We start from the raw sequence: 25,867 nt of genomic DNA, 5'->3' as shown, positions 1-25,867 counted from the left end.
CTGCTCGACCTGGCACGCCGGCTCGGCGCCGGCACCGGGCAGCTGCAGCGCCGCGACGTGCTCGATGAGCCCGCGCAGCGACGCGCCGGGCGTGCGGGACACGTAGTGATCGGTGATGTCGAACAGGGCCGTCACCGCCTCGAGGTCCCGGGTGGCCTGGGCGCCGGCGGGGCCGCCGCGCTCGCCGGCCGACAGCCAGCGGCGCTGCAGGCCGGACCGGTGCCAGGCGGCCCACAGGGTGTAGCGCGGGTCTTGGCCGTCGCGGTCACACCTCGCGGCCGCGTCCAGCACGGCGCGCACACGCCGCAGGGCTCGCGACTGCGGCCCGGGGCAGGGCGCCTCGGCCTGCAGGGCCTCAACGAGCAGGCCGGCGAAATCCTCCGGCGCGCGATCGGGGTTGGCGCGCTGCAGCGTTCGGCGCAGCTGGCGCAGCGACACCGGATCGACGCGGCCGATCGGACCGGTCAGCAGCGCCACGGCCCGTTCGCCGTCGAGCCCGTCGGCGACGGCCGCCAGCACGGTGAGCAGCGCCCGGACCGCGGGTTCGGCGGACAGGGGTCCGCTCGCCGGGGGTGCGGCCACCGGGACGCCGGCGGCGGCCAGCGCGCGCGGCAGCCGCGCTCCGGCCCGTGGCACCGACCGGACGATCACCGCCATCTGGGACCACGGCACCCCGTCGATCAGGTGGGCGCGCCGCAACGCGTCGGCGATCAGGGCCGCCTCGGCGTGCGCCGAGGCGGCCAGGCGCGCCGTGACGGATCCGTCGTGGGCGCCGGTGCCGTCGATGCGCCGGCCGGCGCCGGCCCCGGGCAGCCGGCCCGCGATGCCGCTGACGGCGCACGCCACGGCCGGCGCGCAGCGATGCGACACGGTCAGCGTCACCGCCGGCGAATCGTCGGTCAGTAGCCCCGACGCCTGGCCGCCGCGGAAGCCGAACACCGCCTGGTTCGGATCGCCGGCGACCAGCGTCACCTCCGTGCCCGCCGCCAGCGCCCGAACCAGGGCGGCCGCCTGCGGGTCGAGCTGCTGCGCGTCGTCGACCAGCAAGAGGCGGACGCGGGCGCGTTCGGCCGCCAGCAATTCCGGGTCGACCGCGAAGGCCTCCAGCGCGGCGCCCACCAGCTCAGCGGCGCCCAGCGCCGGCGTCGTGGCCTGCGGCGCCGCCGTCCCGACCGCCGCCCGCAGCAACATCACCTGCTCGTATTGACGCGCGAATTGGCCGGCCGCCGTCCATTCGGGACGCCGGCACCGTCGGCCCAGCCGCTCCAGTTCGTGCGGGTCGACCCCGCGTTCGGCACAGCGCGCCAACAGGTTTCGCAGCTCGGCGGCGAAGCCGGCGGTGGCCAGCGCGGGCCGCAGGTGGGCCGGCCAGGCGCTGGCCGCGCGCGGACCGTCGGCCAGGTCTCCGGCCAGTAGTTCCCGGATGATGGCGTCCTGTTCGGCGCTGGTGACCAGTCGAGGGGGCGCGTCACCCGCGCGCTCGGCGGCCCGCCGCAACACCGCGTACGCGTAGCTGTGCACGGTGCGCACCAGCGGCTCGCGCACCGCACCGGTGGACCCCGACCGCAGCAACGCCGTCGTCAACGCGCTGCGCGCGCGCACCTCCATGCGGCCGGAACCCGTAAGCAGCAGAACCGATTCCGGCTCGGTGCCCGCGCCGATCCGGTCGACCGCGGCGTCGATCAGCAGGCTGCTCTTGCCGGTGCCCGGTCCCCCCAGGACACGCATCCGCCCGCGCAGGCCGGGTGCCAGCGCGGCACGAGCCTCGTCGTCCCAGATGAATGGCATGGCTGCATGCAATCACGAGGGTCTGACAAGATTGGACCGAAGGAACCGAACGCCCCCTAGGCAAGGAGGGATTGGATGGGCTCCGATTTTGGCGGCCCCGACGACGTAGTGCCCGAAGCGGACGCCGCGGAACAGCAGCAGGCTCTCGACCCCGAGAACGATGCCGGCCTGGATACCGAATACCTGGACGACGCCACCGATCGCGACGCCAACGAAGCCGATGTCATCGAGCAGGCGTTCATCGTTCCCGCCGACGACGATTGGGACGACACCGCCGGGTGAGCGCCGAGCTGCACGTGCACCGCTACGGCCCGGCCGGCCCGGCGCGGATGCTCGCCATTCACGGGCTGACAGGTTACGGGGGTCGTTGGCGGCACCTGGCCGGCCACCTGCCCCAGATCGCCGTCGCCGCACCGGATTTACTCGGCCACGGCCGGTCGTCGTGGGCCGCGCCGTGGAGCATCGACGCCAACGTCTCGGCGCTGTCCGGGCTGCTCGACGACGCCGACGCACCGGTGCTGGTGGTCGGCCACTCGTTCGGCGGAGGCTTGGCGCTGCACCTGGCCGCGGCCCGCCCGGACCGGGTGGCGGCGCTGCTGCTGCTCGATCCGGCCGTCGGCCTGGATGGCGGCTGGATGCGCCAGATCGCCGAGGCGATGCTGTCCTCCCCCGACTATCCCGACGCCGAGGAAGCCCGCCTGGAAAAGGCCACCGGCTCCTGGGCCGACGTGGACCCGGCGCTGCTGGCGTCCGAGATCGACGAGCACCTGGTCGAGTTTCCCAACGGGCGGTACGGCTGGCGGGTCAGCCTGCCGGCGATGATGTCGTATTGGAGCGAATTGGCCCGCGACGTCGTGCTGCCGCCGGCCGGGACGACCACGATCCTGGTCCGGGCCAAGCAGACCTCACCGCCGTACGTGAGCGAGCAACTGATCGAGGCGCTGCGGCAACGGCTGGGGTCCGATTTCGAGTTGTTGGATTTCGACTGCAATCACATGGTGCCGCACGCCAAGCCCACCGAAACCGCCGCGCTGATCCGCGGGCTGCTGGAAGACCGCTGACCGTGGCGCCGGTGACCGATGAGCAGGTCGAGCGGGTGCGTTCGCTGGTCGCGGCGATACCGTCCGGCCGGGTCGCCACCTACGGTGACATCGCTTCTGTCGCAGGGCTTTCCAGCCCGCGCACCGTCGGATGGATCATGCGGACCGACTCGTCGGATCTGCCCTGGCACCGGGTGATCACCGCGTCCGGGCGCCCCGCGCGGCACCTGACGTCGAAGCAGCTGGAGTTGCTGCGCGCCGAGGGGGTGCTGGCCGTCGACGGCAGGATCGCGCTGGACGAGGTGCGCTACAAGTTTCCGGCCGGCGGTTAGAGCACCGCGCCGGTGATCTCGCCGGGCAAACTTTCGCTGAGTCCAGGGTGCACCCACGGCTTTGAGTGTGAGTCCACGGTGCAGATTTCGCGGATCTACCGCCCCTCACACACACTCAGTGTGGCTAAGGCTAGAGCACCAACCGGACCAGGGCCGCGGTGCGGGCCAGGCCCGGAAACGCCTCGGCGGTCGACCGCGGATGCAGCGCGTGCACCGCAAGGCGAAACATCAACGCGCGCAACAGCATCTGCGGCCATTCGGGCAGCGCGTTCCACCGTTCGATGAGCCCGTCGTCGGCCTCGCCCCAGGACAGGGCGTCGACGACGACGACGCCCGCGGCCCACGACGCCGGCCGCCAGTAGGGCGTGATGTCGGTGATCCCCGGCGCGGCGGTACCGATGAAAAGCACTGTGCCGTAAAGGTCTCCGTGCACCAGCTGGTTGGGGCTCTTGGTCGGCCTGCGCAGGGTGGCCAGCTGGTTGATCAGCTCGACGGATCGCTCGGCGTCCGCCGACGGCGGGGCGGCGCGCGCGCCGGGCGGCACGGACGCCAGCGGCCGCTCCTCCCACGCGGCGCGGTCGGCAGCGATGAACACGTCGACGTCCGACCAGGGCGCGGTGGGCCCCTGGGTGAGGAATCGGGGGCGTTCCAGTTTGCCGGTCGCCTCGTGCAGCCGGACCGCCGCCGACACCACCTCGTCATGCCTGGGTTCCGGCGTGCCGGCGACGAACGTGTCGGCCCGCCACCCGGACACCACGTACCGCCCGTCGGTGGAGCGGACCGGCCGGGCCAGCCGGACGCCGTCCACGAACAACGTCTCCCGCACCCGCGCCGACCAGGCCGCGCGGGCGTGGTCGGCGACGATCGACAGCACCACCTCGCCGCACCGCCAGCCGCCCTCCCAGCTGGCGCCCAACGGGACGGGCTTGACGCCGGTCAAACCAAACGCCGCCAGCACATGCTCCGGCGGTGGCTCGACTGTCACACCGGTAGCGTAGACGAGCCGACCAGCGGTCTCGGGTCAGTACATGACCATGTCGGGCTGCACCTGCTGCGCCCACGCCACGATGCCGCCCTGCAAGTGGACCGCGTCGGAGAACCCGGCCTTGCGCACCACGGCCAGCGCCTCGGCCGAGCGCACGCCGGTCTTGCAGTACAGCACCGCCCTGCGGTCGTGGGGCAGCCGCGCCAGCCCCGCACCGGAGCGAAGCGACGACTGCGGGATCAGCAGGGCGCCGTCGAGGTGATTGATGTCCCACTCCACCTGCTCGCGCACGTCGATCAGGGCGAGCTTCGTGCCCGAATCCAGCAACTCGCGCAGCTCGGCCGGGGTGATGGTGGAATCGGCGGCGGCGGCAGCACCTTCCGCGGACACCACGCCGCAGAAGTCGTCGTAATCGATGAGCCCGGTGATCGGTGGCGCGGCGGGGTCCTTGCGGACCTCGATGGTGCGGTAGCTCATCTCGAGCGCGTCGTAGATCATCAGCCGGCCCAGCAGCGATTCGCCGATCCCGGTGATCAGCTTGATCGCCTCGGTGCTCATCACCGACGCGATGGAGGCGCAGATGACGCCCAGCACCCCGCCCTCGGCGCAGGACGGCGCCGTGCCGGGCGGCGGCGGCTCGGGGTAGAGGTCGCGATAGTTCAGGCCGCGTTTATTGCCGCCCTCATCGGCCGGCGCGTCCTCCCAGAACACCGACACCTGGCCCTCGAAGCGGTAGATCGACCCCCACACGTACGGCCTGCCGGCCAGCACGGCGGCGTCGTTGACCAGATAGCGGGTGGCGAAGTTGTCGGTGCCGTCGACGATCAGGTCGTATTGGCCGAACAGTTCGACGGCGTTGTGCGGCGCCAGCCGTAACTCGTGCAATCGCACCTCGACCAGGGGGTTGATGGCCGCGATTGAGTCGCGCGCGGACTGGGCCTTGGGCCGCCCGACGTCGGCGGTGCCGTGGATGATCTGGCGCTGCAGGTTGGACTCGTCGACCACGTCGAAGTCGACGATGCCGATGGTGCCGACCCCGGCCGCGGCCAGGTACAGCAGCGTCGGCGCGCCGAGGCCGCCGGCGCCGATCACCAGCACGCGAGCGTTTTTCAGCCGCTTCTGACCGTCGACACCCAGGTCGGGAATGATCAGGTGGCGGCTGTAGCGGGCCACCTCATCGCGACTCAGCTCGGCCGCGGGCTCGACCAGCGGCGGCAGTGGCGTCTGCGATGTCGACACCGAACATCTCCTCGATAGCTTTTGTCGGGCTCGAGATCGAAACTACGCCGCCGACCCTGAAACCAGATCGCCATTTCGCCGCCGATCCACGCGCTGAGCGCAGTCTCGGCGGATCCAGACTGGTCAGGCGATCGGGTACGGCCAGGGGTTGAAGCGGCAGGTCTTGCCGTCGGCCTTGACGACGTCGGAGTCGAACTTGGCGGCGTCGTCGTTCGACGTGGAGAACGTCTGCTGCATCATCACCGGCGCCAGCCCGCCCTGCTGCTCGCAGGGCTCGTGCCGCACATACCCGATGGCGTGGCCGACCTCGTGGTTGATCACGTACTGCCGATACGAGCCGACGTCGCCCTCGAACGGCACCGCCCCGCGCACCCAGCGCGCCTCGTTGATGAAGACCCGCGCCTCCCGGTTGGGCCCGTACACCGGGTTGTAGCAGGACGTCTCCAGGCGGAATTCGTAGCCACACCCGCCGCGCACCGTGACCGGCGACACGAGCGAGATGCGGAAGTCGGGCTTGCCGTTGTCGATGCGCACGAAGGCGAATTGCGGGTTGTGCGTCCAGCCCTTGGGGTTGCCCAGCGTCTGCTCGACCATCTGGGCGAAGGCCTCATCACCGCCGAACATGGTGGCGTCGATGCCGTTTTCGACCTCGACGGTGTAGTGGACAACCTTCGCGGTGCCCTGACCGATCTGCGGCGTCACGCCCGGCACGACGTGCCACGTCTTGTCGCCCGCCTCGGTGAACGGGCCGCCGTCGGGCAGCGTCCCGGCCGGCAGGTTCGCGTCGAACGCGGCCAGCCCGCGAGGCGGTGCGTCGATGATCGACGTGCCCACCGCGCCGATGTCCGGGGTGCCCTGAATCGATTGCGCCGCTGTCGGTTTCGGTGCGCTCGTGCCGGTGACGGTCTGGTAGATCACCAGCCCGGTAAGCACCACCAGCGCGGGCAGGGCGTACGCGCGCCAGCCATAGGTGGACACGAACCGTCCCAACCACGTCTGCTTACGCCACTGGCGCGGGCGCTCGCGGTCGGCGCGGGTCCGTCCGGCGTCCCGGGCGATCGGGTCGCGCAGGGCCCGCAGCGGTTCGCGCCACTCGTCGCGCAACACCGGGGCTCGACCGGTGCCACGCACGGGCCGCTGGGACGTCATTTCCCCAGGATTGCACAACCGGCATCGCGACCCCCCTTGGCGCGCCCGAATCCGCCCCACGACACCGCTTCTGCCAGCGCCGACGACCGCGATGGCAATCGAAATCGCGTCACGGGTAGTAATGTCGTTGCGACTAGCCGCGTGCGGCTGGCCCCGGCGGGCCGACGGCCAGTTGCCAACGATCAGATGAGGACTCGATGAGCGATCTCGCCAAGGCGGCACGGCGCACCGTGAAGCCGGCCGACCGCCGGCCGGGAGACGCCGTAGTGCCCGCCAACCGGCGCGGCAACCGCCTGCCGCGCGACGAGCGCCGCGGCCAACTGCTGATCGTGGCCAGCGACGTCTTCGTCAACCGTGGCTACCACGCCGCCGGCATGGACGAGATCGCCGACCGCGCCGGGGTCAGCAAACCCGTTCTGTACCAGCACTTTTCGAGCAAGCTGGAGCTGTACCTGGCGGTGCTTGCGCGGCACGTGGAAAACCTGGTCTCGGGCGTGCAACTGGCGTTGCGCACCACCACCGACAACCGGCGGCGGCTGCACGCGGCGGTGCAGGCGTTCTTCGACTTCATCGAGCACGACAGCCAGGGTTACCGGCTCATCTTCGAGAACGACTACGTCACCGAGCCCGAGGTGGCGGCGCAGGTGCGGGTGGCCACCGAATCGTGCATCGACGCCGTGTTCGACCTCATCAGCGCCGATTCCGGCCTGGACCCACACCGCGCCCGCATGATCGCGGTCGGGCTGGTCGGCATCAGCGTCGACTGCGCCAGGTACTGGCTGGACTCGGACCGCCCGATCTCGAAGGCGGACGCGGTCGACGGCACCGTCGCGTTCGCCTGGGGCGGGCTATCCCACGTGCCGCTTACTCGCCCTTAGCGGCCTTACTGGCGTGTTTGGCGGCCGATTCGGCCCCGATCCCGAAACCGACCCGGCGGGCGTCGGCGACGCCGATTTCGACATAGGCGATCTTGGAGCTCTGAATCAGAAAGCGGCGTCCCCGCTCGTCGTTGAGGCTGAGCAGACCCGAGCTGTCGCGCAGCGCGGCCGCGACAAGCTCTTCGACTTCGGATTGCGTCTGCGTACTGGACAGGACCAGCTCGCGTGGACTGTCCGTGATACCGATCTTGACCTCCACGGTGGCCCCTTCCCGTTGGCGTTGAAGTTCGCAGACGCGTCAGCAGCAGGCTAATGGACGCTCCGGCGCGACATGTCCCCCCGGGGCCCGGTTCGCGGTAAGCGAAACGCGGCCGACCGAAGATAACGATTCGCTCCCAGCTCGGCCAACATGCCGCGGACGGCCCGGGACCACCAATTCACATCGGTAACATCGGCACCATCAGACACATGGTCACCGATCGTCTCGGCCCAGTCTCTGGCCCCATCCAGGACTACCCCGACGACGACTACGACGGAGCCGACACCGACGTCCTGGACGGCTACGGCGACCTCGGCTGGCCGGCCGAAACCCGCTGGCGCCCGGCCGCCGCGATCCTCGGCGCCGTGGTGGCCGTCGGCGCCATCGCGACCGCCGTCATCATCAACAGCGGCGACAGCGCGTCGACCAAGGCGACCGTCGGGCCGCCCATGCCGCCACCGCTGACGTCCGCGGCCCCCGCGCCCAGAACGACCGCCCCGCCCAGCGCGTCACCGACTCCGCTGCCGCCCGAGACCGTGACCACCGTGACGCCGCCGCCCAGCGCGTCGCCGAGCCCGGTACCCGGCCTGGTGCCAACGCAGACGCCGACCGCCGCGCCGCTCCCGACGGGCGCCCCGCCGCCGGTCGCGCTGAACCCGCGCACCGTGGTCTACAGCGTGACCGGGACCAAACAGCTGCTGGACCTCGTCAACGTCGTCTACACCGACGCCCGGGGCGTCCCGCATTCCGAGTTCAACGTGTCGCTGCCGTGGCAGAAGGTGATCGTCCTGAATCCGGGAGTCCAGACGGTGTCGGTGGTCGCGACCAGCTTCTACGGCCAGCTCAATTGCTCGGTCGTCAATGCCGCCGGCCAGCCGGTGGCGCTGTCGGCCAACAACGGCCCCGTGGCCACCTGCAGGCGCTAGGGGTCAGCTCAAACCGAGTTCGCGCATCCGCCGGTCGTGCGTCTGCTGCAGCCGGTCGAAGAACGCGGTGAGCTGGCCCAGGCCGCCGGGCCCGGACACCACCAGGTCGACCAGCTCGTCGTGCTCGGCCAGCACGTACTGCGCCTGGGTGATCGCCTCGCCGAACAGGCGACGGGACCACAGCGCCAGCCGGCTGCGTTGTTTGCCGCTGGCGGTCACGGCGGCGCGCACCTCGGCGACCACGAACTGCGAGTGCCCGGTCTCCGACAGCGCCTCGCGCACCACGCCGGCGACCTCGTCGGGCAGCCCGTCGGCGATCTCGAGATAGAGGTCGGCGGCCAGCGCGTCCCCTACGTACGTCTTCACCAGGGCTTCCAACCACGTGCTCGGCATCGTCAGCCGGTGGTAGTTCTCCAGCGCCGAGACGTACTTCGACATCGCCGCCACCACGTCGACGCCGCGGCTTTCCAGCGCGTCGCGCAGCAGCTCGTAGTGCTGCATCTCGGCGGCGGCCATGCTGGCCATCGAGATCCGTCCGCGCAGATCGGGCGCCATCCGCGCCTCGTCGGTGAGCCGGTAGAACGCGGCGACCTCGCCGTAGGCCAACACGGCGAACAACTCGTTGACACCCGGGTGATCTGCCGACAGCCGAGAAGCGGGCGGATCGTCCAGCTGGTCGGCGTGGGACGACCCGGAAAGGGGCGGGGTCATGGCAACACTGTAGTCGGCGGGATGAGGACAAAATGGGCGCCAGCTTTCGACCAGCTATCATGGACACAGGTATTGGCTGAATTCTTCAATCTCGAACCGCCGGTACCGGCGAAATGTGCGTGCACCGCTGGCCCAGACCGTTACGGGGCCGCGACTCGGCGACGGATTCGGAGTCGGAACTCGTGCGCGCGTGACCGCGACAGAGAAACACCGACAACACCGATACCGTCACCGAAAGGCTTGTCCCCCGCGTATGACCGCACTGAACAGCACAACTGAACTGACCTTTGCCACACTCGGCGTTCGCGACGAAATCGTCCGCGCACTGGCCGAAAAGGGGATCGAAAGCCCCTTTGCCATCCAAGAGCTGACCCTGCCCATGGCGCTGGCCGGCGACGACGTCATCGGCCAGGCCCGCACCGGCATGGGCAAGACCCTGGCCTTCGGCGTGCCGCTACTGCAGCGCATCACCGACGGCGCCGCGCACCGGCCGCTGAACGGCGCCCCGCGGGCGCTGATCGTGGTGCCCACCCGCGAGCTGTGCCTGCAGGTGACCGAGGACCTGGCGTCGGCCGCCAAGTACCTGACCGCCGAGGACGGCCGAGCGCTGTCGGTGGTCTCCATCTACGGCGGGCGCGCCTACGAGCCGCAGATCGACGCGCTGCGCGCCGGCGCCGACGTCGTGGTGGGCACCCCCGGCCGGCTGCTCGACCTGTGCCAGCAGGGCCACCTGCAACTGGGCGGGCTGTCGGCCCTGGTGCTCGACGAGGCTGACGAGATGCTCGACCTGGGCTTCTTGCCCGACATCGAGCGGATCCTGCGCCAGATCCCCGCCGAACGGCAGTCGATGCTGTTCTCGGCGACCATGCCGGACCCGATCATCACGCTGGCCCGCACCTTCATGAACCAGCCCACCCACATCCGCGCGGAAGCGCCGCACTCGGCGGCCACGCACGACACCACGCAGCAGTTCGTCTACCGCGCGCACGCCCTGGACAAGGTCGAGCTGGTGAGCCGCGTGCTGCAGGCCGAGGGCCGCGGCGCGACGATGATCTTCACCCGCACCAAGCGCACCGCGCAGAAGGTTGCCGACGAGCTGGCCGAGCGGGGCTTCAAGGTGGGAGCGGTGCACGGCGACCTGGGTCAGATCGCCCGCGAGAAGGCGCTGAAGGCCTTCCGCACCGGCGACGTCGACGTGCTGGTCGCCACCGACGTCGCCGCCCGCGGCATCGACATCGACGACGTCACCCACGTCATCAACTACCAGATCCCCGAGGACGAGCAGGCCTACGTGCACCGCATCGGCCGCACCGGCCGCGCCGGTAAGACCGGCGTCGCGGTCACCCTGGTGGACTGGGACGAGCTGCCCCGCTGGACGATGATCGACAAGGCCCTGAGCCTGGAATCCCCCGACCCGGCCGAGACCTACTCGAGCTCGCCGCACCTGTACTCCGAGCTTGGCATCCCCGCCGAAGCCGGCGGCTCGGTCGGCGAACCGCGCAAATCGCCGGGCAAGCGCCGGGACGCCGAGCGCAGGGTTTCCAGTGACGGCCCGGCGCCGGAGAAGCCGGCCCGGAAGCGGTCCGGCACCCGCCGCCGCACCCGCGGCGGCCAGCCTGTCACCGGGCACCCGGCCGGCGCCAACGGCGAAGCCGCCGTGAAGACGCCGACCGAGACGGCCTCCGGTGCGCCCGCGAGCAGCGCCGGGACCCCCCGCCGCCGTCGCCGGCGCCGCAAGCCGGCGTCGCAAACGACGACAACCAGCGCCGCCACCACGAACTGAGGCCCCCGCCGCCGCATGGTCAAACCGGAACGCCGGACCAAGGGCGACGTCCTGGCCGCCGCGGCGATCGCCATCGTCATCGCCCTGGGGGCGGCGCTGATCTGGTGGACCAGCGACGCCCGGGCCACGGTCAGCCGCCCTGCCGCGATTCCGGTGCCCGCCCCGTCCCCTGCCCGGGAGGTCCCGGCCACCCTGAAGCAACTGTGGACCGCGCGCAGCCCGGGAACCACCGCGCCCGTGGTGGTCAGCGGCGCCGTCGCCACGGGGAACGGCCGCCGGGTCGACGGGCGCGACCCCGGCACGGGTCAGTCCCGCTGGAGCTACGCCCGCGACAGCGCGCTGTGCGGCGTGTCCTGGGTCTACCACTACGCCGTCGCCGTCTTCAGGGACGACCGCGGCTGCGGGCAGGTCAGCACCCTCGACGGGTCCACGGGCCGGCGCGGGGCCACCCGCAGCGGCTACGCCGACCCGAGCGTGCGGCTTTCCTCCGACGGCACCACGGTGTTGTCGACGGGCGACACGCGGCTGGAGCTGTGGCGCTCCGACATGGTCCGGGTGCTGGCCTACGGCGAGACCGACGCCCGGGTGAAACCGTCGGCGCGGGGGCTGCACTCCGGCTGCCGGCTGATCTCGGCGGCGGCCAGCTCGTCGGCGGTCTCGGTGCTGGAAAGCTGCGCGCAGCAGGCCGACCTGCGGCTGGTCCTGTTGCGCCCCGGCAAGGAGGACGACGAACCCCAGCAGCACGTCGTCGCCGAACCCGGGATCGCCGCCGATTCGGGGGCCCGGGTGCTCGCCGTCTGGGAGAACACCACGGCGGTGTACCTGCCGTCACCGCAACCCCGGGTCGAGGCGGTCGACGACACCGGCACCACGGTGGCGAGCACGCTGCTGCCCAGGGCGCCGTCGGGCGCGGCGGCGGTGTCGCAGACGGGCAACCTGGTGACCTGGTGGACCGGCGATTCCCTGATGGTCTTCGACGCGACCAACATGACCCTGCGCTACACGATCGCCAAGGGCGAGACGAAGGCCCCGCTGGGGCCGGGCGCGATGATGGCCGGTCGGCTGCTGGTGCCGGTCACCGGCGCGATCGGGGTCTACGACCCGCTCACCGGCGCGAACGAGCGCTACATCCCGGTGGACCGGGCGCCCGGCGACGCGGCGGTCGTCCCGACGGTTTCCGGATCGCGGGTGTTCGAGCAGCGCGGCGACACCGTCGTGGCCCTGGGCTGACGGGTCCGGCGACCGCGCAAAAGCTCGCGGTGGGGCTAGACCTCGACGGCGAAGGTCGGCAAGGGCTTGCCGGTCTTCCAGTGCTTGAGCAACGCCTTCGCCAGCTCGCCATACGCGACGGCGCCCTTGTTCTTGCGGCCGGCCATCACCGACGAGCCGGAGGCGCTGGCCTCGGCGAAGCGCACCGTGCGCGGGATCGGCGGGGCGAGCACCGGCATCTCGTAGCGGTCGGCGACGTCGAGCAGCACGTCGCGCGTGTGGGTGGTGCGGGCGTCGTACAGCGTCGGCAGGGCACCCAGCAGCCGCAGCTCCGGGTTGGTGATCTGCTGGACGTCGGCGACCGTGCGCAGGAACTGGCCGACGCCGCGGTGCGCGAGCGTCTCGCATTGCAGCGGGACGATGACCTCGTCGGCTGCGGTCAGCCCGTTGAGGGTGAGCACGCCCAGCGACGGCGGGCAGTCGATGACGACCACGTCGAACTGGTCGGCGAGCTTGGCCAGCGCGCGCTTCAGGGCGTATTCGCGGCCGGCCCGCATCAGCAGCATCGCCTCGGCTCCCGCGAGGTCGATGTTGGCCGGCAGCAGCGTCATTCCCTCCATCGTCGTGACCAGCGCGGCGTTCGGTTCGACCTCGCCGAGCAGGACCTCGTGCACGGACACCGGCAGCTTGTCGGGGTCCTGGCCGAGCGAAAAGGTCAAACAACCCTGCGGATCCAGGTCGACGAGCAGCACCCGCTGACCCTCGTCCGCCATCGCCGCCCCCAGCGACGCAACCGTCGTCGTCTTAGCCACGCCGCCCTTCTGATTGGCCACCGCCAGTACCCGGGTCTTACTCACGAGCGCCCGCCCCTCCTTGTTGCCGCGGTCACAGTGCCCATCCTGGCATGTTCGAACGCCGAGCGCTTCGGGCGCGCCCGTCCGGCAGAATCGGTCGGCATGGGCATCTACAACCACCGACTCGTCCTCCTGCGCCACGGTGAGACGCCGTGGTCCAAGTCGGGCCAGCACACGGGTCGGACGGACCTCGAGCTCACCGATCACGGCCGGGTCCAGGCCGAGCTCGCCGGCCGCGTGCTGCGGGAACTGAACCTTGCCGACCCGCTGGTGATCAGCAGCCCACGCATCCGGGCGCTGACCACGGCCAAGCTGGCCGGGCTGGCCATCGACGAGGTGTCTGAGCTGCTGGCCGAATGGGATTACGGTGCCTACGAGGGGCTGACGACCCCGCAGATCCGCGAAACCGACCCCGACTGGCTGGTGTGGACGCACGGCTGCCCCGGCGGCGAGAGCGTGGCGCAGGTCAGCGACCGCGCCGATAAGGCCGTCGAATTCGCGTTGGGGCACATGGGCACGCGCGACGTGGTGTTCGTGGGCCACAGCCACTTTTCCCGCGCGGTGATCACGCGCTGGGTCGAGTTGCCGCTCGTCGAGGGCAGCCGGTTCTGGATGCTCGCCGGCTCGATCGCGGTGTGCGGGTTCGAGCACGGTGTGCGCCAGCTCGCCGCGCTCGGGCTGACCGGCAACCCGCAGGCGATCGCACCCGGGTGAGCGCCACCGAGCAATTCAACCCTGAACCGCCGTTCGTGCTGTGCGGTCCACGCGGAACCCTCGTCGCCGACGGCGTGCGCGCGGCCTACCACGACATCGGCGCCGCGCAGGCCGCGCTGCGCTCGGGCGCGGCCCCAATCGTGTTGGGCGCGTTGCCTTTCGACGTGAGCCGCCCCGCGGCCTTGATGGTGCCGGACGCCCTGCGGTCCCTCGCCGGTCTGCCCGATTGGCCCACCGGCCCGCCGCCGTCGGTCCGCGTCGGCGCCGCGCTGCCGCCGCCGGACGACTACCGCGACCGGATCGGCCGCGCGCGCGAGGCGCTCGCCGCACCGGACAACCCGCTGCACAAGGTGGTGCTGGCGCGCGCGCTGCAGCTCGTGGCCGACGCGCCCCTGGACGCGCGCGTCATCCTGCGCCGGCTCGTCGCGGCCGACCCGGCCGCCTACGGCTACCTCGTCGACCTGACCGCCGCCGGCGACGACTACGCGGGCGCGACGCTGGTGGGCGCCAGCCCGGAACTTCTGGTCGCGCGCACCGGCGACCGCGTGATGTGCCAGCCGTTCGCCGGGTCGGCCCCGCGCGCCGCCGACCCCGAAGTCGACGCCGCCAACGGCGCCAGGCTGGCCGCCTCGGCCAAGGACCGCCACGAGCATCGGCTGGTCATCGACACCATGCGCGCCGCGCTGGAACCGCTGTGCGACGAACTGACCATCGCCGCCGAACCGCAACTGAGCCGCACCGCGGCGGTCTGGCACCTCTGCACGCCCATCAGCGGCCGGCTCCGCGAGAGGTCAACGACCGCAATCGATTTGGCCGTGGCGCTGCACCCCACGCCGGCGGTCGGCGGCGTCCCGACCAAGGCGGCCACCGAGGTCATCGCCGAGCTGGAGGGCGACCGCGGTTTCTATGCCGGCGCGGTGGGCTGGTGCGACGCCGGCGGCGACGGCCACTGGGTGGTGTCCATTCGGTGTGCGCAGCTGTCGGCGGACCGCCGCACCGCCCTGGCCCGCGCCGGCGGGGGGATCGTCGCCGAATCCGATCCCGACGCCGAAGTCGCGGAAACCACAACGAAATTCGCCACCATCCTCAACGCGCTGGAAGTCCGGCAATGACGGAAAGCATCCGCCGCGCCATTCCGGCAGACGCGGCCGCGATTACCGGCATGATCCACGCGCTGGCCGAATTCGAACGCGCCGGGCAGCAATGCACGGTGACCGAAACACAAATTTCCGCAGCGCTTTTCGGTGATTCACCGACCGTGCACGGGCACGTCGCCGACGTCGACGGCGAGATCGCCGCCATGGCGCTGTGGTTCCTCAACTTCTCCACCTGGGACGGTGTCGCGGGCGTCTACCTCGAGGACCTGTTCGTGCGGCCCGGTTTTCGTCGCCGCGGCCTGGCCCGCGCGCTGCTGTCGGCGTTGGCTTCCGAATGCCTCGAGCGCGGCTACACGCGGTTGACGTGGGCGGTGCTGAACTGGAACGTCGACGCGATCGCGCTGTACGACGGCGTCGGCGCCACGCCGCAGCGCGAGTGGACCACCTATCGGCTGTCCGGCCCGCGGCTGGCCGAACTGGCCGGACCACCCTGATCGCGGCCGGCGGCCCAGCGCAATGCCGGCGGGCTGAACAGCAGGACCAGCACCGCGGCCGCCAGGACGCCGAGCGGGATGCCGAAGGCCGGCCGGTGCGATCCGACCGCGAGATACCACGCGACCGGTGCCAACAGCAGCTGGGTGAACACCCCCAGGCCGCGGCCCCACCGCTTGCCGATCACCAGCGCGCGCCCGGCGGCGAGCACCACCCCGCCGACCAGGGCGAACCACAGCGCCGTACCGAGGCCGTTGACCAGCCGCTGGTCGGCGCCGGCGATGCCCCGGACCACCAGCGCCGCGGCCATGACCAGGGCGGCCACGCCCTGCACCGCGACGAGGAGCCCGGCGCCGCGCACGACCGACGGGGTGGGGGCGGGATGCACAGCGCCAGCGTAGCCAGGCCCGCTTGCCCCAAAGCGGGGCCTTAGCCGCCCCGCATAAGCTCGTGCATCATGCGCGCCGTGCTGATCGTGAACCCCACAGCCACCTCCACCACTCCAGCCGGTCGCGACCTGCTCGCCCACGCACTCAAGAGCCGCCTGCAGCTCAACGTCGAGCACACCACCCATCGCGGGCACGGGGCCGAACTCGCCCAGCGGGCCGTTGACGACGGGATCGACCTGGTCGTCGTGCACGGCGGCGACGGCACGGTCAGCGGGGTGGTCAACGGGATGCTGGGCCGCCCCGGGGCGGCGCCGGCACGGGAGGTGCCCGCGCTGGCGGTGGTCCCCGGCGGCTCGGCGAACGTGCTGGCGCGGTCGCTGGGCATTTCGCCGGATCCGGTCGCCGCCACCAACCAGCTCATCCAGCTGCTCGACGACTACCGCCGGCACCCGGCCTGGCGCCGCATCAGCCTGATCGACTGCGGCGAGCGGTGGGCGGTGATCAACGCCGGGATGGGCGTCGACGCCGAGGTCGTCGCCGCGGTGGAAGCCCAACGCAACAAAGGCGTCAGGGTCAACGCGTTGCGGTATTGGCGCGTGGCGATCCCCGTCACGTTGGCCTTCCGGCGCCGCGAACCCACCCTGACGGTCGAGCTGGCCGGCCGCGATCCCGTTCCCGGCGTGCACTTCGCCTGGGTCTCCAACACCAGCCCGTGGACCTACAGCAACAGCCGGCCGTTGGTGACCAACCCGGACTGCAGCTTCGAGTCGGGCCTCGGCTTTTTCGCGCTCACCGAGATGAGGGTGATGCCCACGCTGAGGCTCGTCAGCCAGCTCCTCGGCAAGGGGCCCAAGGGCAGCCCCCAACAGCTCATCCGCGACGACGACGCCCCGTGCGTGCGGGTGACCGCCACCGGACGCCCGGTCGCCAGCCAGTTCGACGGCGATTACCTCGGCCTGCGCGAATCGATGACGTTCAGGTCGGTTCCCGACGCGCTGCCGGTCGTCGCACCCCCCGGCAAAAACCGCCGCTGAACTGGGCAAACGAAGCGGCCCGAAAAATCGTTCGCGAGAAGCGGCCCGTCAGTGTAGTACAACGGTGTTATGGCCCGACTAAGAACTCATTGAAGTGAGATAGCCCACGAGCTTACTCACACTATTGACATCTGTTGAGCCTGTGAAACGATCGAAAGGTTGCATGCAGAAATTTATGTAGGGGTGCGGACCCTTTTCTTGTGCACGCGTTAACAGCGAAGAAAATTGGCCGTGCGCCTTGCTGCGCACTCAGTGAGGAGTAACTACTTATGGATTGGCGCCACAAGGCGGTCTGTCGCGACGAGGACCCGGAGCTGTTCTTCCCGGTTGGGAACAGCGGCCCGGCGCTCGCGCAGATCGCTGACGCGAAACTGGTCTGCAATCGGTGCTCGGTGACCACGGAATGTCTTTCCTGGGCGCTGAACACCGGCCAGGACTCGGGCGTCTGGGGGGGCATGAGCGAAGACGAGCGGCGCGCTCTCAAGCGTCGCAACGCCAGGACGAAGGCCCGCAGCGGAGTCTGACCCCAGATCGCTAACAGTGCGGCCCCGACGATCGTCGGGGCCGCACTGTTGCGTCGGCACCTAGCTACAGCAGCAACCGGGTCCGGCGGCCGATCGGGACCCGCAGCACCACGTCGGTGCCGCGGGCGGCGGCGTGACGCATCCCCAGCGTGCCGTCCAGCTCCGCCGACACCAGGGTCCGCACGATCTGCAGGCCGAGGCTGTCGGAGTTCTCCAGGCTGAACCCCTCCGGCAGCCCCCGCCCGTCGTCGTGCACGACGACGTCGAGCCAGCGGGCCGAGCGCTCGGCGCGAATGGTCACCGAGCCCTCCTGGGCCGCCGGATCGAAGGCGTGCTCGATCGCGTTCTGGACGAGTTCGGTGATCACCATGATCAGGGCCGTCGCGCGGTCGGAGTCCAGCACGCCGAGGTCGCCGACCCGGTTGATCCGGATCGGCCGGTCCACCGAGGCCACGTCGTTCATGATCGGCAGGATCCGGTCGATGACCTCGTCGAGGTTGACCTGCTCGTCCACCGACATCGACAGCGCGTCGTGCACCAAGGCGATCGACGACACCCGACGCACCGACTCGATCAGCGCCTCGCGCCCTTCGGCGTTGGCGGTGCGCCGCGCCTGCAGGCGCAGCAGCGCCGCCACCGTTTGCAGGTTGTTCTTCACCCGGTGGTGGATCTCGCGGATGGTGGCGTCCTTGGAGATCAGCGCCCGGTCGCGGCGCTTGACCTCGGTGATGTCGCGGATCAGCACCGCGGCCCCGGCGCTGGCGCCGTGCACCACCAGCGGCAGCGTTCGCAGCAGCACCGTGGCGCCGCCGGCGTCGACCTCCATCCGCATGCTGCGGCCGCCGGCCAGCAGGTCCCGGACGTGCTCGGCCACTTCCTGCGCCTCGAACGGGTCGGAGATCAGCGGCCGCGTCACGTCGACCAGATGGTGGCCCTCCAGCTCCGACGTCAGGCCCATCCGGTGGTAGGCCGACAACGCGTTGGGGCTGGCGTAGGCGACGACGCCGTCGACGTCGAGGCGGAGGAAGCCGTCGCCCGCCCGCGGGGTGGAGCGCGACATGACGACGTCGCCGGAGTCGGGGAAGGTGCCCTCCGCGAGCATGTGCACCAGATCGGTGGCGCAGTCGCGGTAGGCGGTCTCCAGCTGGCCGGGGGTGCGGTCGGCGGCTTCCGCGGTCTGATGCCGGGTCACCACCGCCACCACGTGGCCGCCATAGCGCACCGGGGACGACTCGACGTGCTGGCCGGGCAGCTGCCACGAATGTTGTTGGCCCGCATCGCTTTCCCGCGGCGCGGCAAGCGGCTCGAACGTTTCGTCGACGAGCGGCAGCCGGTCGGCGGCGACGACGGTGCCCACCGCATCGGTCTGCAGAACCGTGGGCGCGGTGTTCGGGCGGCACTGCGCCACGCACACCAGCACGCCGTCGTCGCGGCGCACCCACATCAGGTAGTCGGCGAAGGACAGGTCGGCGAGCAGCTGCCACTCCCCCACCACGGCATGCAGGTGGTCCACCGCGTTGCCCGGCAGCATCGTGTGCTCGGCAAGCAGGTCACCGAGAGTGGACATCCAATCCTTAGCTGATCACGGCGATGAGGTCACCCGCCTGGATGACGTCGCCCACCGCCACACTCACCTTGCTGACCGTGCCGTCGACCTCGGCGAGCACCGGGATCTCCATCTTCATCGATTCCAGCAGCACCACGGTGTCGCCTTTGCCGATCTGGTCGCCCTCGCTGACAACAACCTCAAGCACGCTGGCCACGATCTCGGCGCGAACATCCTCCGCCATCTTCACCCCACTCGTCCGCATGCTGGCTGCTGGTCAAGGTCATGTATATCGAACCATAGGACCGGTTCCGAGCGCGGGACGCGGGGCGTGAGAGAATGTGAGGCAAGCTAACGGGCGCGCGGCGCCCGTTTCTGACGAAGCAAGCACGGAGGATGACCATGGCCAAGCGTGGCCGGAAGAAGCGCGACCGCAAGCACAGCAAGGCCAACCACGGCAAGCGGCCCAATTCCTAGCCCCGATTAGGCGCTACTCGCCTCTGCGGATGATGGTGGTCCGGCGGATCTCCAGCCGGAGGCGCTCCTTCAGGCCCTCGGGGGCCTTCTCGCCTGTGCATTTCGTCGCGATGAGGGCCTTGAGCCGCTCCTCGATCCCGTAGTGCTGGAAGCAGCCAGGGCACGCCTCGAGGTGCTGGCGCAGCCGCTCCTTGGCCTCGGGGGTGCACTCGCCGTCGAGCAGGGTCCATACCTCGGCGATCACCTCGGCGCAGCCGATGCCGTGGGAGTGGCTGTCGTCGGCGCGCGGGTCGGTGGGACCGGCGGACTCGCTCATGACGACACCTCCTCGTGCGCTTGCTGACCGCGGGTGAAACCACGCTCCTTGGCGACGTCGGCGAGCAGGCCACGCAGTTGACGTCTGCCACGGTGCAGCCGTGACATTACCGTCCCGATCGGCGTATCCATGATCTCTGCGATTTCCTTGTAGGGAAATCCCTCGACGTCGGCGTAGTAGACGGCCATCCGGAACTCCTCCGGCAAGGCCTGCAGCGCCTCTTTGATCTCGTTGTCGGGCAGCGACTCGAGCGCCTCGACCTCCGCCGAACGTAACCCGGTCGAGGAATGTTCGGCGTTGGACGCCAGCTGCCAGTCGGTGATCTCCTCGGTCGGGTACTCGGCCGGTTGGCGCTGCCGCTTGCGGTAGCTGTTGATGTAGGTGTTGGTCAGGATCCGGTACAGCCAGGCCTTGAGGTTGGTGCCGGCCCGAAACGAGCGGAATCCCGCGTAGGCCTTGACCATCGTCTCCTGCAGCAGGTCCTCCGCGTCGGCCGGGTTGCGCGTCATGCGCAGCGCGCCGCCGTAGAGCTGGTCGAGCAGGGGAATCGCGTCGCGCTCGAAACGCGCGGTGAGTTCCTCGTCGGTCTCGGTTGCCGGTTCGGAAGCCTCGAACCCCTCCGAACCCTCTAAATGCCCAGCGCCGTCGGTATCGGCCATCTTGGTTAACACGGTCCCTTCTGCAGCGGTGTCGCCAGGCGGCGCCGGGGGCGCCGCCGGACGCTCAAGCAGGCACGTCGCCGTTGGCACCAGACTGCTCCTCCCAATCTAAAGGCTGCCCCCGACAGTGTCGGTCCTAGTCTGCCGGTGGCTGCCGCATCCGCATCAGAAACCGACTTCTTTAACAGCGCTGGGCGGCCCGCTATTTCCCGGGCCGGATCCGGCCGGTTCGGTGGTGGCGTTAATGTGACGCCATGTCCCTGAATGGCAAAACCATGTTCATCTCCGGTGCCAGCCGCGGTATCGGCCTGGCGATCGCCAAACGCGCCGCCCAGGACGGCGCCAACATCGCGCTGATCGCCAAGACCGCCGAGCCGCACCCGAAGCTGCCGGGCACCGTGTTCACCGCGGCGAAGGAGCTCGAAGAGGCGGGCGGACAGGCGCTGCCGATCGTCGGGGACGTGCGTGACCCGGACTCGGTCGAATCGGCGGTGGCCAAGACCGTCGAGCAATTCGGCGGCATCGACATCTGCGTCAACAACGCGTCGGCGATCAACCTGGGGTCGGTCACCGAGGTGCCGATGAAGCGGTTCGACCTGATGAACGGCATTCAGGTGCGCGGCACCTACGCCGTCTCGCAGGCCTGCATCCCGCACCTGAAGGGCCGCGAGAACCCGCACATCCTGACGCTGTCGCCGCCGGTGCTGCTCGGCAGCCAGTGGCTGAAGCCCACCGCGTACATGATGGCCAAGTTCGGCATGACGTTGTGCGCGTTGGGGATTGCCGAGGAGATGCGCGAGGCCGGCATCGCGTCGAACACCTTGTGGCCGCGCACCTTGGTGGCGACGGCCGCGGTGCAGAACCTGCTCGGCGGCGACGAGGCGATGGGCCGGGCCCGCAAGCCCGAGGTCTACTCCGACGCTGCCTACGTCATCCTCAACAAGCCCGCCCGCGAGTACACCGGCAACACGCTGCTGTGCGAGGACGTGCTGGTGGAATCCGGCGTCACCGACCTGTCGGTGTACGACTGCATTCCCGGTTCGAAGCTGGGCGTGGACTTCTGGGTGGACGGCGTCAACCCGCCGGGGTACACCGGCCCCTAGCTTGGCTACCCCGGCCATCGCGGCGCTGGTCAAGGCCGGCGTGCCGCACGAGGTCGTCAAGTTCTCCCACGATCCGCGCGAATCGTCGTTCGGCCTCGAGGCGGTGCACGCACTGACTCCCGGCGGCATTGCGCCGGCCCAGATCTACAAGACGCTGGTCATCGCGGTGCCCGACGGGCTGGCGGTCGCGGTGCTGCCGGCGCCGGCCCGGCTGTCGCTGAAGGCGGCCGCCGCCGCGCTCGGGGTCGCCAGGGCGGCCATGGCCGAGCCGGCGGCCGCCGAGCGGGCCACCGGTTACGTCGTCGGCGCCATCTCGCCGTTCGGGCAGCGCCGGTCGCTACCCACCGTCGTCGACGCCGGCGCGCTCGGCTGGGAGCGGGTCTACTGCAGCGCGGGCCGGCGCGGCTGGGACGTCGCGGTGTCACCCCGGGACCTGATCCGGCTGACGGGAGCGGTCACCGCGGACATTCAGGCTTAGGGGATGCGCGAGCGTAACGACACCGCGAAAGTCGCAGGGGATTTTCGCAGCGGCGTTACGCTCGCGGCCGGGAAATCGCGCCGAGCGGCGTCAGCCTGCGGCGCCGACGGACTCCGCGACGTGTTTGGCCCTGCTGCGGACCTGGAACGCCGAGACCACGTCCATCACGCCGATGACGATCAGCCACCAGCCCGCGACCAGGGCCAGGATCGCGATCGAGCGGAGCGGCGAAATGATCATGACGGCGCCGCCGATCACGATGATCAGGCCGGACAGCGCCTGCCAGCCCCGGCCGGGCATGTGGTCGAACGACAGCGCCGCGGCGAGCAGCGTCATGCCGCGGAACAGCCAGCCGATGCCGATCCAGATGGCCAGCAGCCAGACCGCCTCAAATTCTTCGCGGAAGCAGAAGAATCCCAACACCAGCGACACGACACCGGTGATGAATGTCAGCACCCTCATCGCGACACCGGCATGGGTGCCGAACGCGGCAAACATGTATCCGATTCCGGACACCACCAGGTAGATGCCGAACAGGACACCGGCTACGAACAGCGTCTTTCCTGGCCAGACCAGGATAATGACACCCAGCGCCACCGCGGCGACGCCGATGAGCAAAAGCAGCTGCCACGCGCTGCGAGCAAGCTGCTGCAGTGGACCTTCAAATACGGTCTGTTCGCGATTTGTCATGCAAATATGATTGGCCATCTCAATCGCGAAGTAACTGTCCCTAGCGACACAATTCGGTATCGCGCGCGGGTACCGCGGCTAACGTCGAGGGAAATTTCCTGTTGGATGGTGCCATGAGTACCGCGCTGGTGGTGGGGGGCGGGCCCAACGGGCTCGCCGCGGCCATCTGCCTGGCCGCCGGGGGCGTGCAGGTCACCGTGCTCGAGGCCGCCGACGAGGTGGGCGGCGGCGCCCGCAGCTCCGAGGCGATCCTCCCCGGCCTGCTGCACGACGACTGCTCGGCGATCCACCCGATGGCCGTCGGCTCGCCGTTCCTGGGCCGCTTCGAGTTGGAGCGCTACGGCCTGACCTGGCGTTGGCCGGAGATCGATTGCGTCCATCCCCTCGACGGCGGCGGCGCCGGCATGCTCCACCGCTCGGTGGAGGAGACCGCGGCCGGCCTCGGACGGGACGGATCGCGGTGGCGGCTGGCGTTCGGCTACTCGGCCGCCCGGTTCGACGCGCTGAGCGACGACATCATGGGACCGCTGCTGCGGCTGCCGCATCATCCGCTGATGCTGGCCCGATTCGGCGCGCCCACCTTGCTGCCCGGGTCGACGTTCGCGCGCTTCTTCCGCACCGACGAGGGCCGGGCGCTGTTCGGAGGCGTTGCGGCCCATGCCTTCCGGCCCCTGCACCTCCCGATGACGTCCGCGATCGGGATGGGCATCATCGCCGCGGGCCACCGCAACGGCTGGGCGGTGGCCGAGGGGGGATCGCAGTCGATCACGAACGCGATGGTGGCGCTGCTGGCCGACCTGGGCGGAAAGATCGAGACCGGCGTCTTGGTCAAGGCGGCGTCGCAGCTGCCACCCGCGGACGTCACGATGTTCGACCTGGCGCCGGGCGCGGTCGCCCGGATCCTGGGAGACCGCCTGCCGCGCCGCGTTTCCCGCGCCTTCACGAGCTTCCGCCGGGGCCCCGGCGCCTTCAAGGTCGACTTCGCCGTCGAGGGCGGCGTGCCCTGGACCAACCCGGACGCGCGCCGGGCCGGCACGGTGCACCTGGCCGGGACGTATTCCGAACTGGCCGCGACGGAGCGGGAGATCCATGCGGGGCGCATGCCCGAGCGGCCGTTCGTGCTGGTGGGTCAGCAGTACCTGGCCGATCCGCAACGCTCCGTGGGCAATACGCATCCGGTGTGGACCTACGCGCACGTCCCCCACGGGCACGCCGGCGACGCGACTGACGCGATCGTCGCGCAGGTCGAACGGTTCGCTCCCGGTTTCGCCGAACGCGTTGTCGGACAATCCGTTCGCTCGACGACGCAGATGGCCGCCTACAACCTCAACTATGTAGGGGGCGACATCATGACCGGCGCCAAGGACATCCGCCAGCTGACCTTCGGGCCACGAATCACGCTGTCGCCCTACGCCCTTGGCGTGCCCGGCATGTACATCTGCTCGGCGGCCACCCCGCCCGGGCCGGGCGCCCACGGCATGTGCGGCGCCAACGCCGCCCAGCTCGCGCTCGCCGACCTGGCCCGGCGGGCATAACAAAGTCCTTGCGCGAGTGTAGTCACCTGACTACACTCGCACTACCGCGTGGTTACACGCAGCACCACAGGAGGATTGGATCGACATGAAGCGATTTGTCGCCGCCGGCGTACTGGCACTCGCGGGGTTGATGACCACCGGCGTCGGGATCAGCCAGGCGGACACCATTCAGACCGAGGGCAGCTACCCCACTCGGGAAGCCTGTCAGGACGCCGGCCCGGGCGTAAAGGCCTCAACGCCGGGGAACTGGAACAACTTCTGGTGCGTCCCGGACCGCGCGGCCGCGGGCCAGTGGCGCCTGGTGCTCAGCAACTGAGCGCCACGTCAATACGCGGTCAATACGTGTAGAAGCCCTCGCCGGTCTTGACGCCGAGCTTGCCGGCGTCGACATAGCTCTGCAGCAATTCGCGCACGCTCTCGGGTAGGTGCGGAAACTCTGCGGCGTAATGGTTTTCGATGTCCAGCACGACATCGAGGCCGACGAGGTCCATCATCTGGAACGGCCCGGCCGGCACGCCCCAGTTGACCCTGAACATGCCGTCGACGTCCTCGGGCCGGGCCACGCCCTCCGCGACCACCGCCAGCGACTCGCGTTTGATGGCCGCCCAAATCCGGTTGAAGATGAAGCCCGTCGATTCCTTGCGCGCCTCGAAAGGAAACACCCCGAACTCGGGCAGCACGGTCAGCAGTGTGTCGAGCAGCCCGCGGTCGGTGTGCCCGTCGGACATCAGGTCGACGGCGTTGACCTCCGGCGGCATGTAGAAGTGCATGTTGCAAAGCCGCGTCTTGTCCCGAACGTGTTCGGCCATCAGGCGCGACGGGAACGAGGACGAGTTGGTCGCGAAGATGGTGTCCGGCGGGGCCGCCCGGTCGATCTGGCCCCACAGCGGGATCTTGATCTCCAGCTTCTCCGGGACGGATTCCACGGCGAGCCAGGCGCCGTCCAGCGCCTCGTCGAGCGATTCGGCGGCGGTGGCCGTGCCGACGTCCCCAAACCCCCTGTGCTGCAGCACCCTTGGCAGGGTTTCGGCGACGTAGTGCGTTGCCGCAGCGAGCTGTTCGGCGCGGCGCGCGTGGATTCGCACGGCGCCGCCGCGGCTGGCGAACATCACCGCGATGCGGCGGCCCAGCGTTCCCGCCCCGATCACCGCCACCGGGCGGTCGCGGATGTCTTCGAACGTGTAGGTGTAGGAGCCAGACACACTCGCATCATAAAGTCGCCCCTGGATGCACGGATCTGTTTCACGTGGGCCACTGTGGTTTCAGTGGTCACATCGCGGCCGTTTGTGTCGGTGGCGGTTCGTAGAGTCTGGGGCATGGGCGCGAGCAGTCGTGAGGAGATCGTGGAGGTCTTTCGCGCGCTCGATCACGAGGTGGAACGCCTGTGCGCCTTGTCGTTTGAGGTGTTCACCACCCCGGAGCGGCTGCGAGCCCTCGAGCGCCTGGAAAGCGTGGCGCGCCGGCTGCGCACACCGGGGCACGCGTTGATCAATCAGCTCGGGGCGCAGGCCAGCAAGGCCGAGCTGGGCGGCACGCTGCGCTCGGCGCTGGCCGACCGGCTGCGCCTAACCAAGACCGAGGCCGGCCGGCGCGTCGATGAGGCCGAGGATCTCGGCGAGCGCCGGGCACTGACCGGCCAGCCGCTGGCACCCAAGCTGGC

At 70.2% G+C, this 25,867-nt stretch carries 32 protein-coding genes; 18 read left to right on the top strand and 14 right to left on the bottom strand.

The features are described from left to right. Positions 1 to 1,788 (bottom strand): UvrD-helicase domain-containing protein (locus tag A5673_RS15470; RefSeq protein WP_156748264.1); only part of this gene is annotated, 1,788 nt, incomplete at its 3' end. Positions 1,789 to 1,863: 75 nt separating this feature from the next. Between A5673_RS15470 and A5673_RS15465 the strand changes: the two genes are divergently transcribed. Genes A5673_RS15465 through A5673_RS15455 form a run of 3 tightly spaced genes read left to right on the top strand, consistent with a single transcriptional unit; the run spans position 1,864 to position 3,160 of the window. Next, positions 1,864 to 2,070: a hypothetical protein gene (locus tag A5673_RS15465; RefSeq protein ID WP_068233866.1), complete on the top strand. Its 207-nt coding sequence runs from the start codon at positions 1,864 to 1,866 to the stop codon at positions 2,068 to 2,070. After that, positions 2,067 to 2,849: an alpha/beta fold hydrolase gene (locus A5673_RS15460; RefSeq protein ID WP_068233863.1), complete on the top strand. Its 783-nt coding sequence runs from the start codon at positions 2,067 to 2,069 to the stop codon at positions 2,847 to 2,849. Before A5673_RS15465 ends, A5673_RS15460 begins: the two co-directional genes overlap by 4 nt. A 2-nt stretch (positions 2,850 to 2,851) precedes the next feature. Next, positions 2,852 to 3,160 carry an MGMT family protein gene (locus tag A5673_RS15455; protein ID WP_068233861.1) on the top strand — a complete coding sequence of 103 codons (309 nt, stop codon included), beginning with the start codon at positions 2,852 to 2,854 and terminating at the stop codon, positions 3,158 to 3,160. 130 nt (positions 3,161 to 3,290) lie between these two features. On the opposite strand, the gene A5673_RS15450 is transcribed toward A5673_RS15455, so the two are convergent. The 3 genes from A5673_RS15450 to A5673_RS15440 form a co-directional block, all read right to left on the bottom strand. Next, positions 3,291 to 4,145 carry a TIGR02569 family protein gene (locus A5673_RS15450; RefSeq protein ID WP_068233858.1) on the bottom strand — a complete coding sequence of 285 codons (855 nt, stop codon included), beginning with the start codon at positions 4,143 to 4,145 and terminating at the stop codon, positions 3,291 to 3,293. Positions 4,146 to 4,181: 36 nt separating this feature from the next. Then, positions 4,182 to 5,384, bottom strand: coding sequence for an adenylyltransferase/sulfurtransferase MoeZ (gene moeZ, locus A5673_RS15445; RefSeq protein ID WP_369806487.1), 1,203 nt, complete (start codon positions 5,382 to 5,384; stop codon positions 4,182 to 4,184). 123 nt (positions 5,385 to 5,507) lie between these two features. Further along, entirely contained in the window at positions 5,508 to 6,533 is a 1,026-nt protein-coding gene (locus A5673_RS15440) for a DUF3152 domain-containing protein (RefSeq protein WP_082958761.1), read from the bottom strand. Between the two features lie 197 nt (positions 6,534 to 6,730). On the opposite strand from A5673_RS15440, the gene A5673_RS15435 reads away from it, so the two are divergent. Next, on the top strand, positions 6,731 to 7,411 hold the full coding sequence (locus tag A5673_RS15435; RefSeq protein WP_068233852.1) for a TetR/AcrR family transcriptional regulator: 681 nt from the start codon (positions 6,731 to 6,733) through the stop codon (positions 7,409 to 7,411). Here the strand turns inward: A5673_RS15435 and A5673_RS15430 are convergent. Further along, the gene (locus A5673_RS15430; RefSeq protein WP_068233849.1) at positions 7,398 to 7,670 is read right to left on the bottom strand and encodes a DUF3107 domain-containing protein; all 273 of its coding nucleotides are present in this window, start codon (positions 7,668 to 7,670) and stop codon (positions 7,398 to 7,400) included. The two genes, A5673_RS15435 and A5673_RS15430, sit on opposite strands and share 14 nt — an antisense overlap. 209 nt (positions 7,671 to 7,879) lie before the next feature. Between A5673_RS15430 and A5673_RS15425 the strand changes: the two genes are divergently transcribed. Next, positions 7,880 to 8,596: an MmpS family transport accessory protein gene (locus tag A5673_RS15425; protein WP_068233846.1), complete on the top strand. Its 717-nt coding sequence runs from the start codon at positions 7,880 to 7,882 to the stop codon at positions 8,594 to 8,596. A gap of 3 nt (positions 8,597 to 8,599) precedes the next feature. Here the strand turns inward: A5673_RS15425 and A5673_RS15420 are convergent, their stop codons facing one another. Next, positions 8,600 to 9,307 carry a ferritin-like fold-containing protein gene (locus A5673_RS15420; protein WP_068233843.1) on the bottom strand — a complete coding sequence of 236 codons (708 nt, stop codon included), beginning with the start codon at positions 9,305 to 9,307 and terminating at the stop codon, positions 8,600 to 8,602. A 253-nt stretch (positions 9,308 to 9,560) separates the two neighbouring features. Here A5673_RS15420 and A5673_RS15415 point away from each other — a divergent pair, with 253 nt between their 5' ends. Both A5673_RS15415 and A5673_RS15410 read left to right on the top strand, forming a co-directional pair. Beyond that, positions 9,561 to 11,090 (top strand): DEAD/DEAH box helicase, encoded by a 1,530-nt coding sequence (locus A5673_RS15415; protein ID WP_068233840.1) that lies wholly within the window; start codon positions 9,561 to 9,563, stop codon positions 11,088 to 11,090. A gap of 15 nt (positions 11,091 to 11,105) precedes the next feature. Continuing rightward, positions 11,106 to 12,320 (top strand): hypothetical protein, encoded by a 1,215-nt coding sequence (locus A5673_RS15410; protein ID WP_068233837.1) that lies wholly within the window; start codon positions 11,106 to 11,108, stop codon positions 12,318 to 12,320. A gap of 35 nt (positions 12,321 to 12,355) precedes the next feature. Here the strand turns inward: A5673_RS15410 and A5673_RS15405 are convergent, their stop codons facing one another. Next, the gene (locus A5673_RS15405; protein ID WP_068233834.1) at positions 12,356 to 13,156 is read right to left on the bottom strand and encodes a ParA family protein; all 801 of its coding nucleotides are present in this window, start codon (positions 13,154 to 13,156) and stop codon (positions 12,356 to 12,358) included. A gap of 99 nt (positions 13,157 to 13,255) precedes the next feature. On the opposite strand from A5673_RS15405, the gene A5673_RS15400 reads away from it, so the two are divergent. The 3 genes from A5673_RS15400 to A5673_RS15390 are packed head-to-tail and all read left to right on the top strand — an operon-like array spanning position 13,256 to position 15,458. Then, entirely contained in the window at positions 13,256 to 13,867 is a 612-nt protein-coding gene (locus tag A5673_RS15400) for an acid phosphatase (protein WP_068233831.1), read from the top strand. Continuing rightward, positions 13,864 to 14,979, top strand: a complete 1,116-nt coding sequence (locus A5673_RS15395) for an isochorismate synthase MenF (protein ID WP_068233828.1) — start codon at positions 13,864 to 13,866, stop codon at positions 14,977 to 14,979. Before A5673_RS15400 ends, A5673_RS15395 begins: the two co-directional genes overlap by 4 nt. Beyond that, positions 14,976 to 15,458 (top strand): GNAT family N-acetyltransferase, encoded by a 483-nt coding sequence (locus tag A5673_RS15390; protein ID WP_068233825.1) that lies wholly within the window; start codon positions 14,976 to 14,978, stop codon positions 15,456 to 15,458. The genes A5673_RS15395 and A5673_RS15390 overlap by 4 nt, the downstream gene beginning before the upstream one ends. On the opposite strand, the gene A5673_RS15385 is transcribed toward A5673_RS15390, so the two are convergent. Beyond that, entirely contained in the window at positions 15,410 to 15,844 is a 435-nt protein-coding gene (locus A5673_RS15385) for a hypothetical protein (protein ID WP_068233823.1), read from the bottom strand. The genes A5673_RS15390 and A5673_RS15385 overlap by 49 nt on opposite strands. A gap of 69 nt (positions 15,845 to 15,913) precedes the next feature. On the opposite strand from A5673_RS15385, the gene A5673_RS15380 reads away from it, so the two are divergent. After that, entirely contained in the window at positions 15,914 to 16,879 is a 966-nt protein-coding gene (locus tag A5673_RS15380) for a diacylglycerol kinase family protein (protein WP_068233820.1), read from the top strand. 269 nt (positions 16,880 to 17,148) lie between these two features. After that, positions 17,149 to 17,403, top strand: a complete 255-nt coding sequence (gene whiB1, locus A5673_RS15375; RefSeq protein WP_066962223.1) for a transcriptional regulator WhiB1 — start codon at positions 17,149 to 17,151, stop codon at positions 17,401 to 17,403. A 64-nt stretch (positions 17,404 to 17,467) separates the two neighbouring features. Here the strand turns inward: whiB1 and A5673_RS15370 are convergent, their stop codons facing one another. Then, positions 17,468 to 18,970 (bottom strand): sensor histidine kinase, encoded by a 1,503-nt coding sequence (locus tag A5673_RS15370; RefSeq protein WP_068233818.1) that lies wholly within the window; start codon positions 18,968 to 18,970, stop codon positions 17,468 to 17,470. A gap of 7 nt (positions 18,971 to 18,977) precedes the next feature. Then, positions 18,978 to 19,193 (bottom strand): biotin/lipoyl-binding carrier protein, encoded by a 216-nt coding sequence (locus tag A5673_RS15365; RefSeq protein WP_068233869.1) that lies wholly within the window; start codon positions 19,191 to 19,193, stop codon positions 18,978 to 18,980. A 158-nt stretch (positions 19,194 to 19,351) separates the two neighbouring features. Between A5673_RS15365 and A5673_RS30630 the strand changes: the two genes are divergently transcribed. Beyond that, complete coding sequence (locus A5673_RS30630) at positions 19,352 to 19,426, top strand: 50S ribosomal protein bL37 (protein WP_085976515.1); 75 nt, start codon at positions 19,352 to 19,354, stop codon at positions 19,424 to 19,426. Positions 19,427 to 19,439: 13 nt separating this feature from the next. Here A5673_RS30630 and rsrA read toward each other — a convergent pair whose 3' ends face one another. Together rsrA and A5673_RS15355 are read right to left on the bottom strand one after the other, a co-directional pair. Further along, the gene (gene rsrA, locus A5673_RS15360) at positions 19,440 to 19,742 is read right to left on the bottom strand and encodes a mycothiol system anti-sigma-R factor (RefSeq protein ID WP_068233816.1); all 303 of its coding nucleotides are present in this window, start codon (positions 19,740 to 19,742) and stop codon (positions 19,440 to 19,442) included. After that, positions 19,739 to 20,401, bottom strand: a complete 663-nt coding sequence (locus A5673_RS15355) for a sigma-70 family RNA polymerase sigma factor (protein ID WP_068233815.1) — start codon at positions 20,399 to 20,401, stop codon at positions 19,739 to 19,741. The genes rsrA and A5673_RS15355 overlap by 4 nt, the downstream gene beginning before the upstream one ends. Positions 20,402 to 20,655: 254 nt before the next feature. Here A5673_RS15355 and A5673_RS15350 point away from each other — a divergent pair, with 254 nt between their 5' ends. Both A5673_RS15350 and A5673_RS15345 read left to right on the top strand, forming a co-directional pair. After that, on the top strand, positions 20,656 to 21,504 hold the full coding sequence (locus tag A5673_RS15350) for an NAD(P)-dependent oxidoreductase (protein ID WP_068233812.1): 849 nt from the start codon (positions 20,656 to 20,658) through the stop codon (positions 21,502 to 21,504). Position 21,505: 1 nt separating this feature from the next. Then, the gene (locus tag A5673_RS15345) at positions 21,506 to 21,982 is read left to right on the top strand and encodes a YbaK/EbsC family protein (protein ID WP_068233809.1); all 477 of its coding nucleotides are present in this window, start codon (positions 21,506 to 21,508) and stop codon (positions 21,980 to 21,982) included. A gap of 90 nt (positions 21,983 to 22,072) precedes the next feature. On the opposite strand, the gene A5673_RS15340 is transcribed toward A5673_RS15345, so the two are convergent. Beyond that, positions 22,073 to 22,672, bottom strand: coding sequence for an HdeD family acid-resistance protein (locus A5673_RS15340; RefSeq protein WP_068233807.1), 600 nt, complete (start codon positions 22,670 to 22,672; stop codon positions 22,073 to 22,075). A gap of 113 nt (positions 22,673 to 22,785) precedes the next feature. Between A5673_RS15340 and A5673_RS15335 the strand changes: the two genes are divergently transcribed. Both A5673_RS15335 and A5673_RS15330 read left to right on the top strand, forming a co-directional pair. Then, on the top strand, positions 22,786 to 24,207 hold the full coding sequence (locus tag A5673_RS15335; protein WP_068233804.1) for an NAD(P)/FAD-dependent oxidoreductase: 1,422 nt from the start codon (positions 22,786 to 22,788) through the stop codon (positions 24,205 to 24,207). A gap of 85 nt (positions 24,208 to 24,292) precedes the next feature. Beyond that, positions 24,293 to 24,523 (top strand): hypothetical protein, encoded by a 231-nt coding sequence (locus tag A5673_RS15330; protein WP_156748261.1) that lies wholly within the window; start codon positions 24,293 to 24,295, stop codon positions 24,521 to 24,523. Positions 24,524 to 24,542: 19 nt separating this feature from the next. On the opposite strand, the gene A5673_RS15325 is transcribed toward A5673_RS15330, so the two are convergent. Then, complete coding sequence (locus A5673_RS15325) at positions 24,543 to 25,409, bottom strand: 3-hydroxyacyl-CoA dehydrogenase family protein (protein WP_068233795.1); 867 nt, start codon at positions 25,407 to 25,409, stop codon at positions 24,543 to 24,545. Between the two features lie 114 nt (positions 25,410 to 25,523). On the opposite strand from A5673_RS15325, the gene A5673_RS15320 reads away from it, so the two are divergent. Continuing rightward, the coding region (locus tag A5673_RS15320; protein ID WP_156748259.1) for a DUF222 domain-containing protein at positions 25,524 to 25,867 on the top strand (344 nt) is incomplete at its 3' end.

The organism is Mycobacterium sp. E3198 (assembly GCF_001667015.1).
GTDB lineage: Bacteria > Actinomycetota > Actinomycetes > Mycobacteriales > Mycobacteriaceae > Mycobacterium.
Note: the sequence above shows the minus strand (reverse complement) of the source record. Positions and strands in the feature narration are given on the sequence as shown.

Excerpts from the sequence above, each read along its gene's own strand:
- A5673_RS15465 (WP_068233866.1), top strand. The coding sequence starts at position 1,864 with ATGGGCTCCGATTTTGGCGGCCCCGACGACGTAGTGCCCGAAGCGGAC.
- A5673_RS15440 (WP_082958761.1), bottom strand. The coding sequence starts at position 6,533 with ATGACGTCCCAGCGGCCCGTGCGTGGCACCGGTCGAGCCCCGGTGTTG.
- A5673_RS15435 (WP_068233852.1), top strand. The coding sequence starts at position 6,731 with ATGAGCGATCTCGCCAAGGCGGCACGGCGCACCGTGAAGCCGGCCGAC.
- A5673_RS15425 (WP_068233846.1), top strand. The coding sequence starts at position 7,880 with ATGGTCACCGATCGTCTCGGCCCAGTCTCTGGCCCCATCCAGGACTAC.
- A5673_RS15420 (WP_068233843.1), bottom strand. The coding sequence starts at position 9,307 with ATGACCCCGCCCCTTTCCGGGTCGTCCCACGCCGACCAGCTGGACGAT.
- A5673_RS15415 (WP_068233840.1), top strand. The coding sequence starts at position 9,561 with ATGACCGCACTGAACAGCACAACTGAACTGACCTTTGCCACACTCGGC.
- A5673_RS15410 (WP_068233837.1), top strand. The coding sequence starts at position 11,106 with ATGGTCAAACCGGAACGCCGGACCAAGGGCGACGTCCTGGCCGCCGCG.
- A5673_RS15400 (WP_068233831.1), top strand. The coding sequence starts at position 13,256 with ATGGGCATCTACAACCACCGACTCGTCCTCCTGCGCCACGGTGAGACG.
- A5673_RS15390 (WP_068233825.1), top strand. The coding sequence starts at position 14,976 with ATGACGGAAAGCATCCGCCGCGCCATTCCGGCAGACGCGGCCGCGATT.
- A5673_RS15380 (WP_068233820.1), top strand. The coding sequence starts at position 15,914 with ATGCGCGCCGTGCTGATCGTGAACCCCACAGCCACCTCCACCACTCCA.
- whiB1 (WP_066962223.1), top strand. The coding sequence starts at position 17,149 with ATGGATTGGCGCCACAAGGCGGTCTGTCGCGACGAGGACCCGGAGCTG.
- A5673_RS15370 (WP_068233818.1), bottom strand. The coding sequence starts at position 18,970 with ATGTCCACTCTCGGTGACCTGCTTGCCGAGCACACGATGCTGCCGGGC.
- A5673_RS15365 (WP_068233869.1), bottom strand. The coding sequence starts at position 19,193 with ATGGCGGAGGATGTTCGCGCCGAGATCGTGGCCAGCGTGCTTGAGGTT.
- rsrA (WP_068233816.1), bottom strand. The coding sequence starts at position 19,742 with ATGAGCGAGTCCGCCGGTCCCACCGACCCGCGCGCCGACGACAGCCAC.
- A5673_RS15355 (WP_068233815.1), bottom strand. The coding sequence starts at position 20,401 with ATGGCCGATACCGACGGCGCTGGGCATTTAGAGGGTTCGGAGGGGTTC.
- A5673_RS15350 (WP_068233812.1), top strand. The coding sequence starts at position 20,656 with ATGTCCCTGAATGGCAAAACCATGTTCATCTCCGGTGCCAGCCGCGGT.
- A5673_RS15340 (WP_068233807.1), bottom strand. The coding sequence starts at position 22,672 with ATGACAAATCGCGAACAGACCGTATTTGAAGGTCCACTGCAGCAGCTT.
- A5673_RS15335 (WP_068233804.1), top strand. The coding sequence starts at position 22,786 with ATGAGTACCGCGCTGGTGGTGGGGGGCGGGCCCAACGGGCTCGCCGCG.
- A5673_RS15330 (WP_156748261.1), top strand. The coding sequence starts at position 24,293 with ATGAAGCGATTTGTCGCCGCCGGCGTACTGGCACTCGCGGGGTTGATG.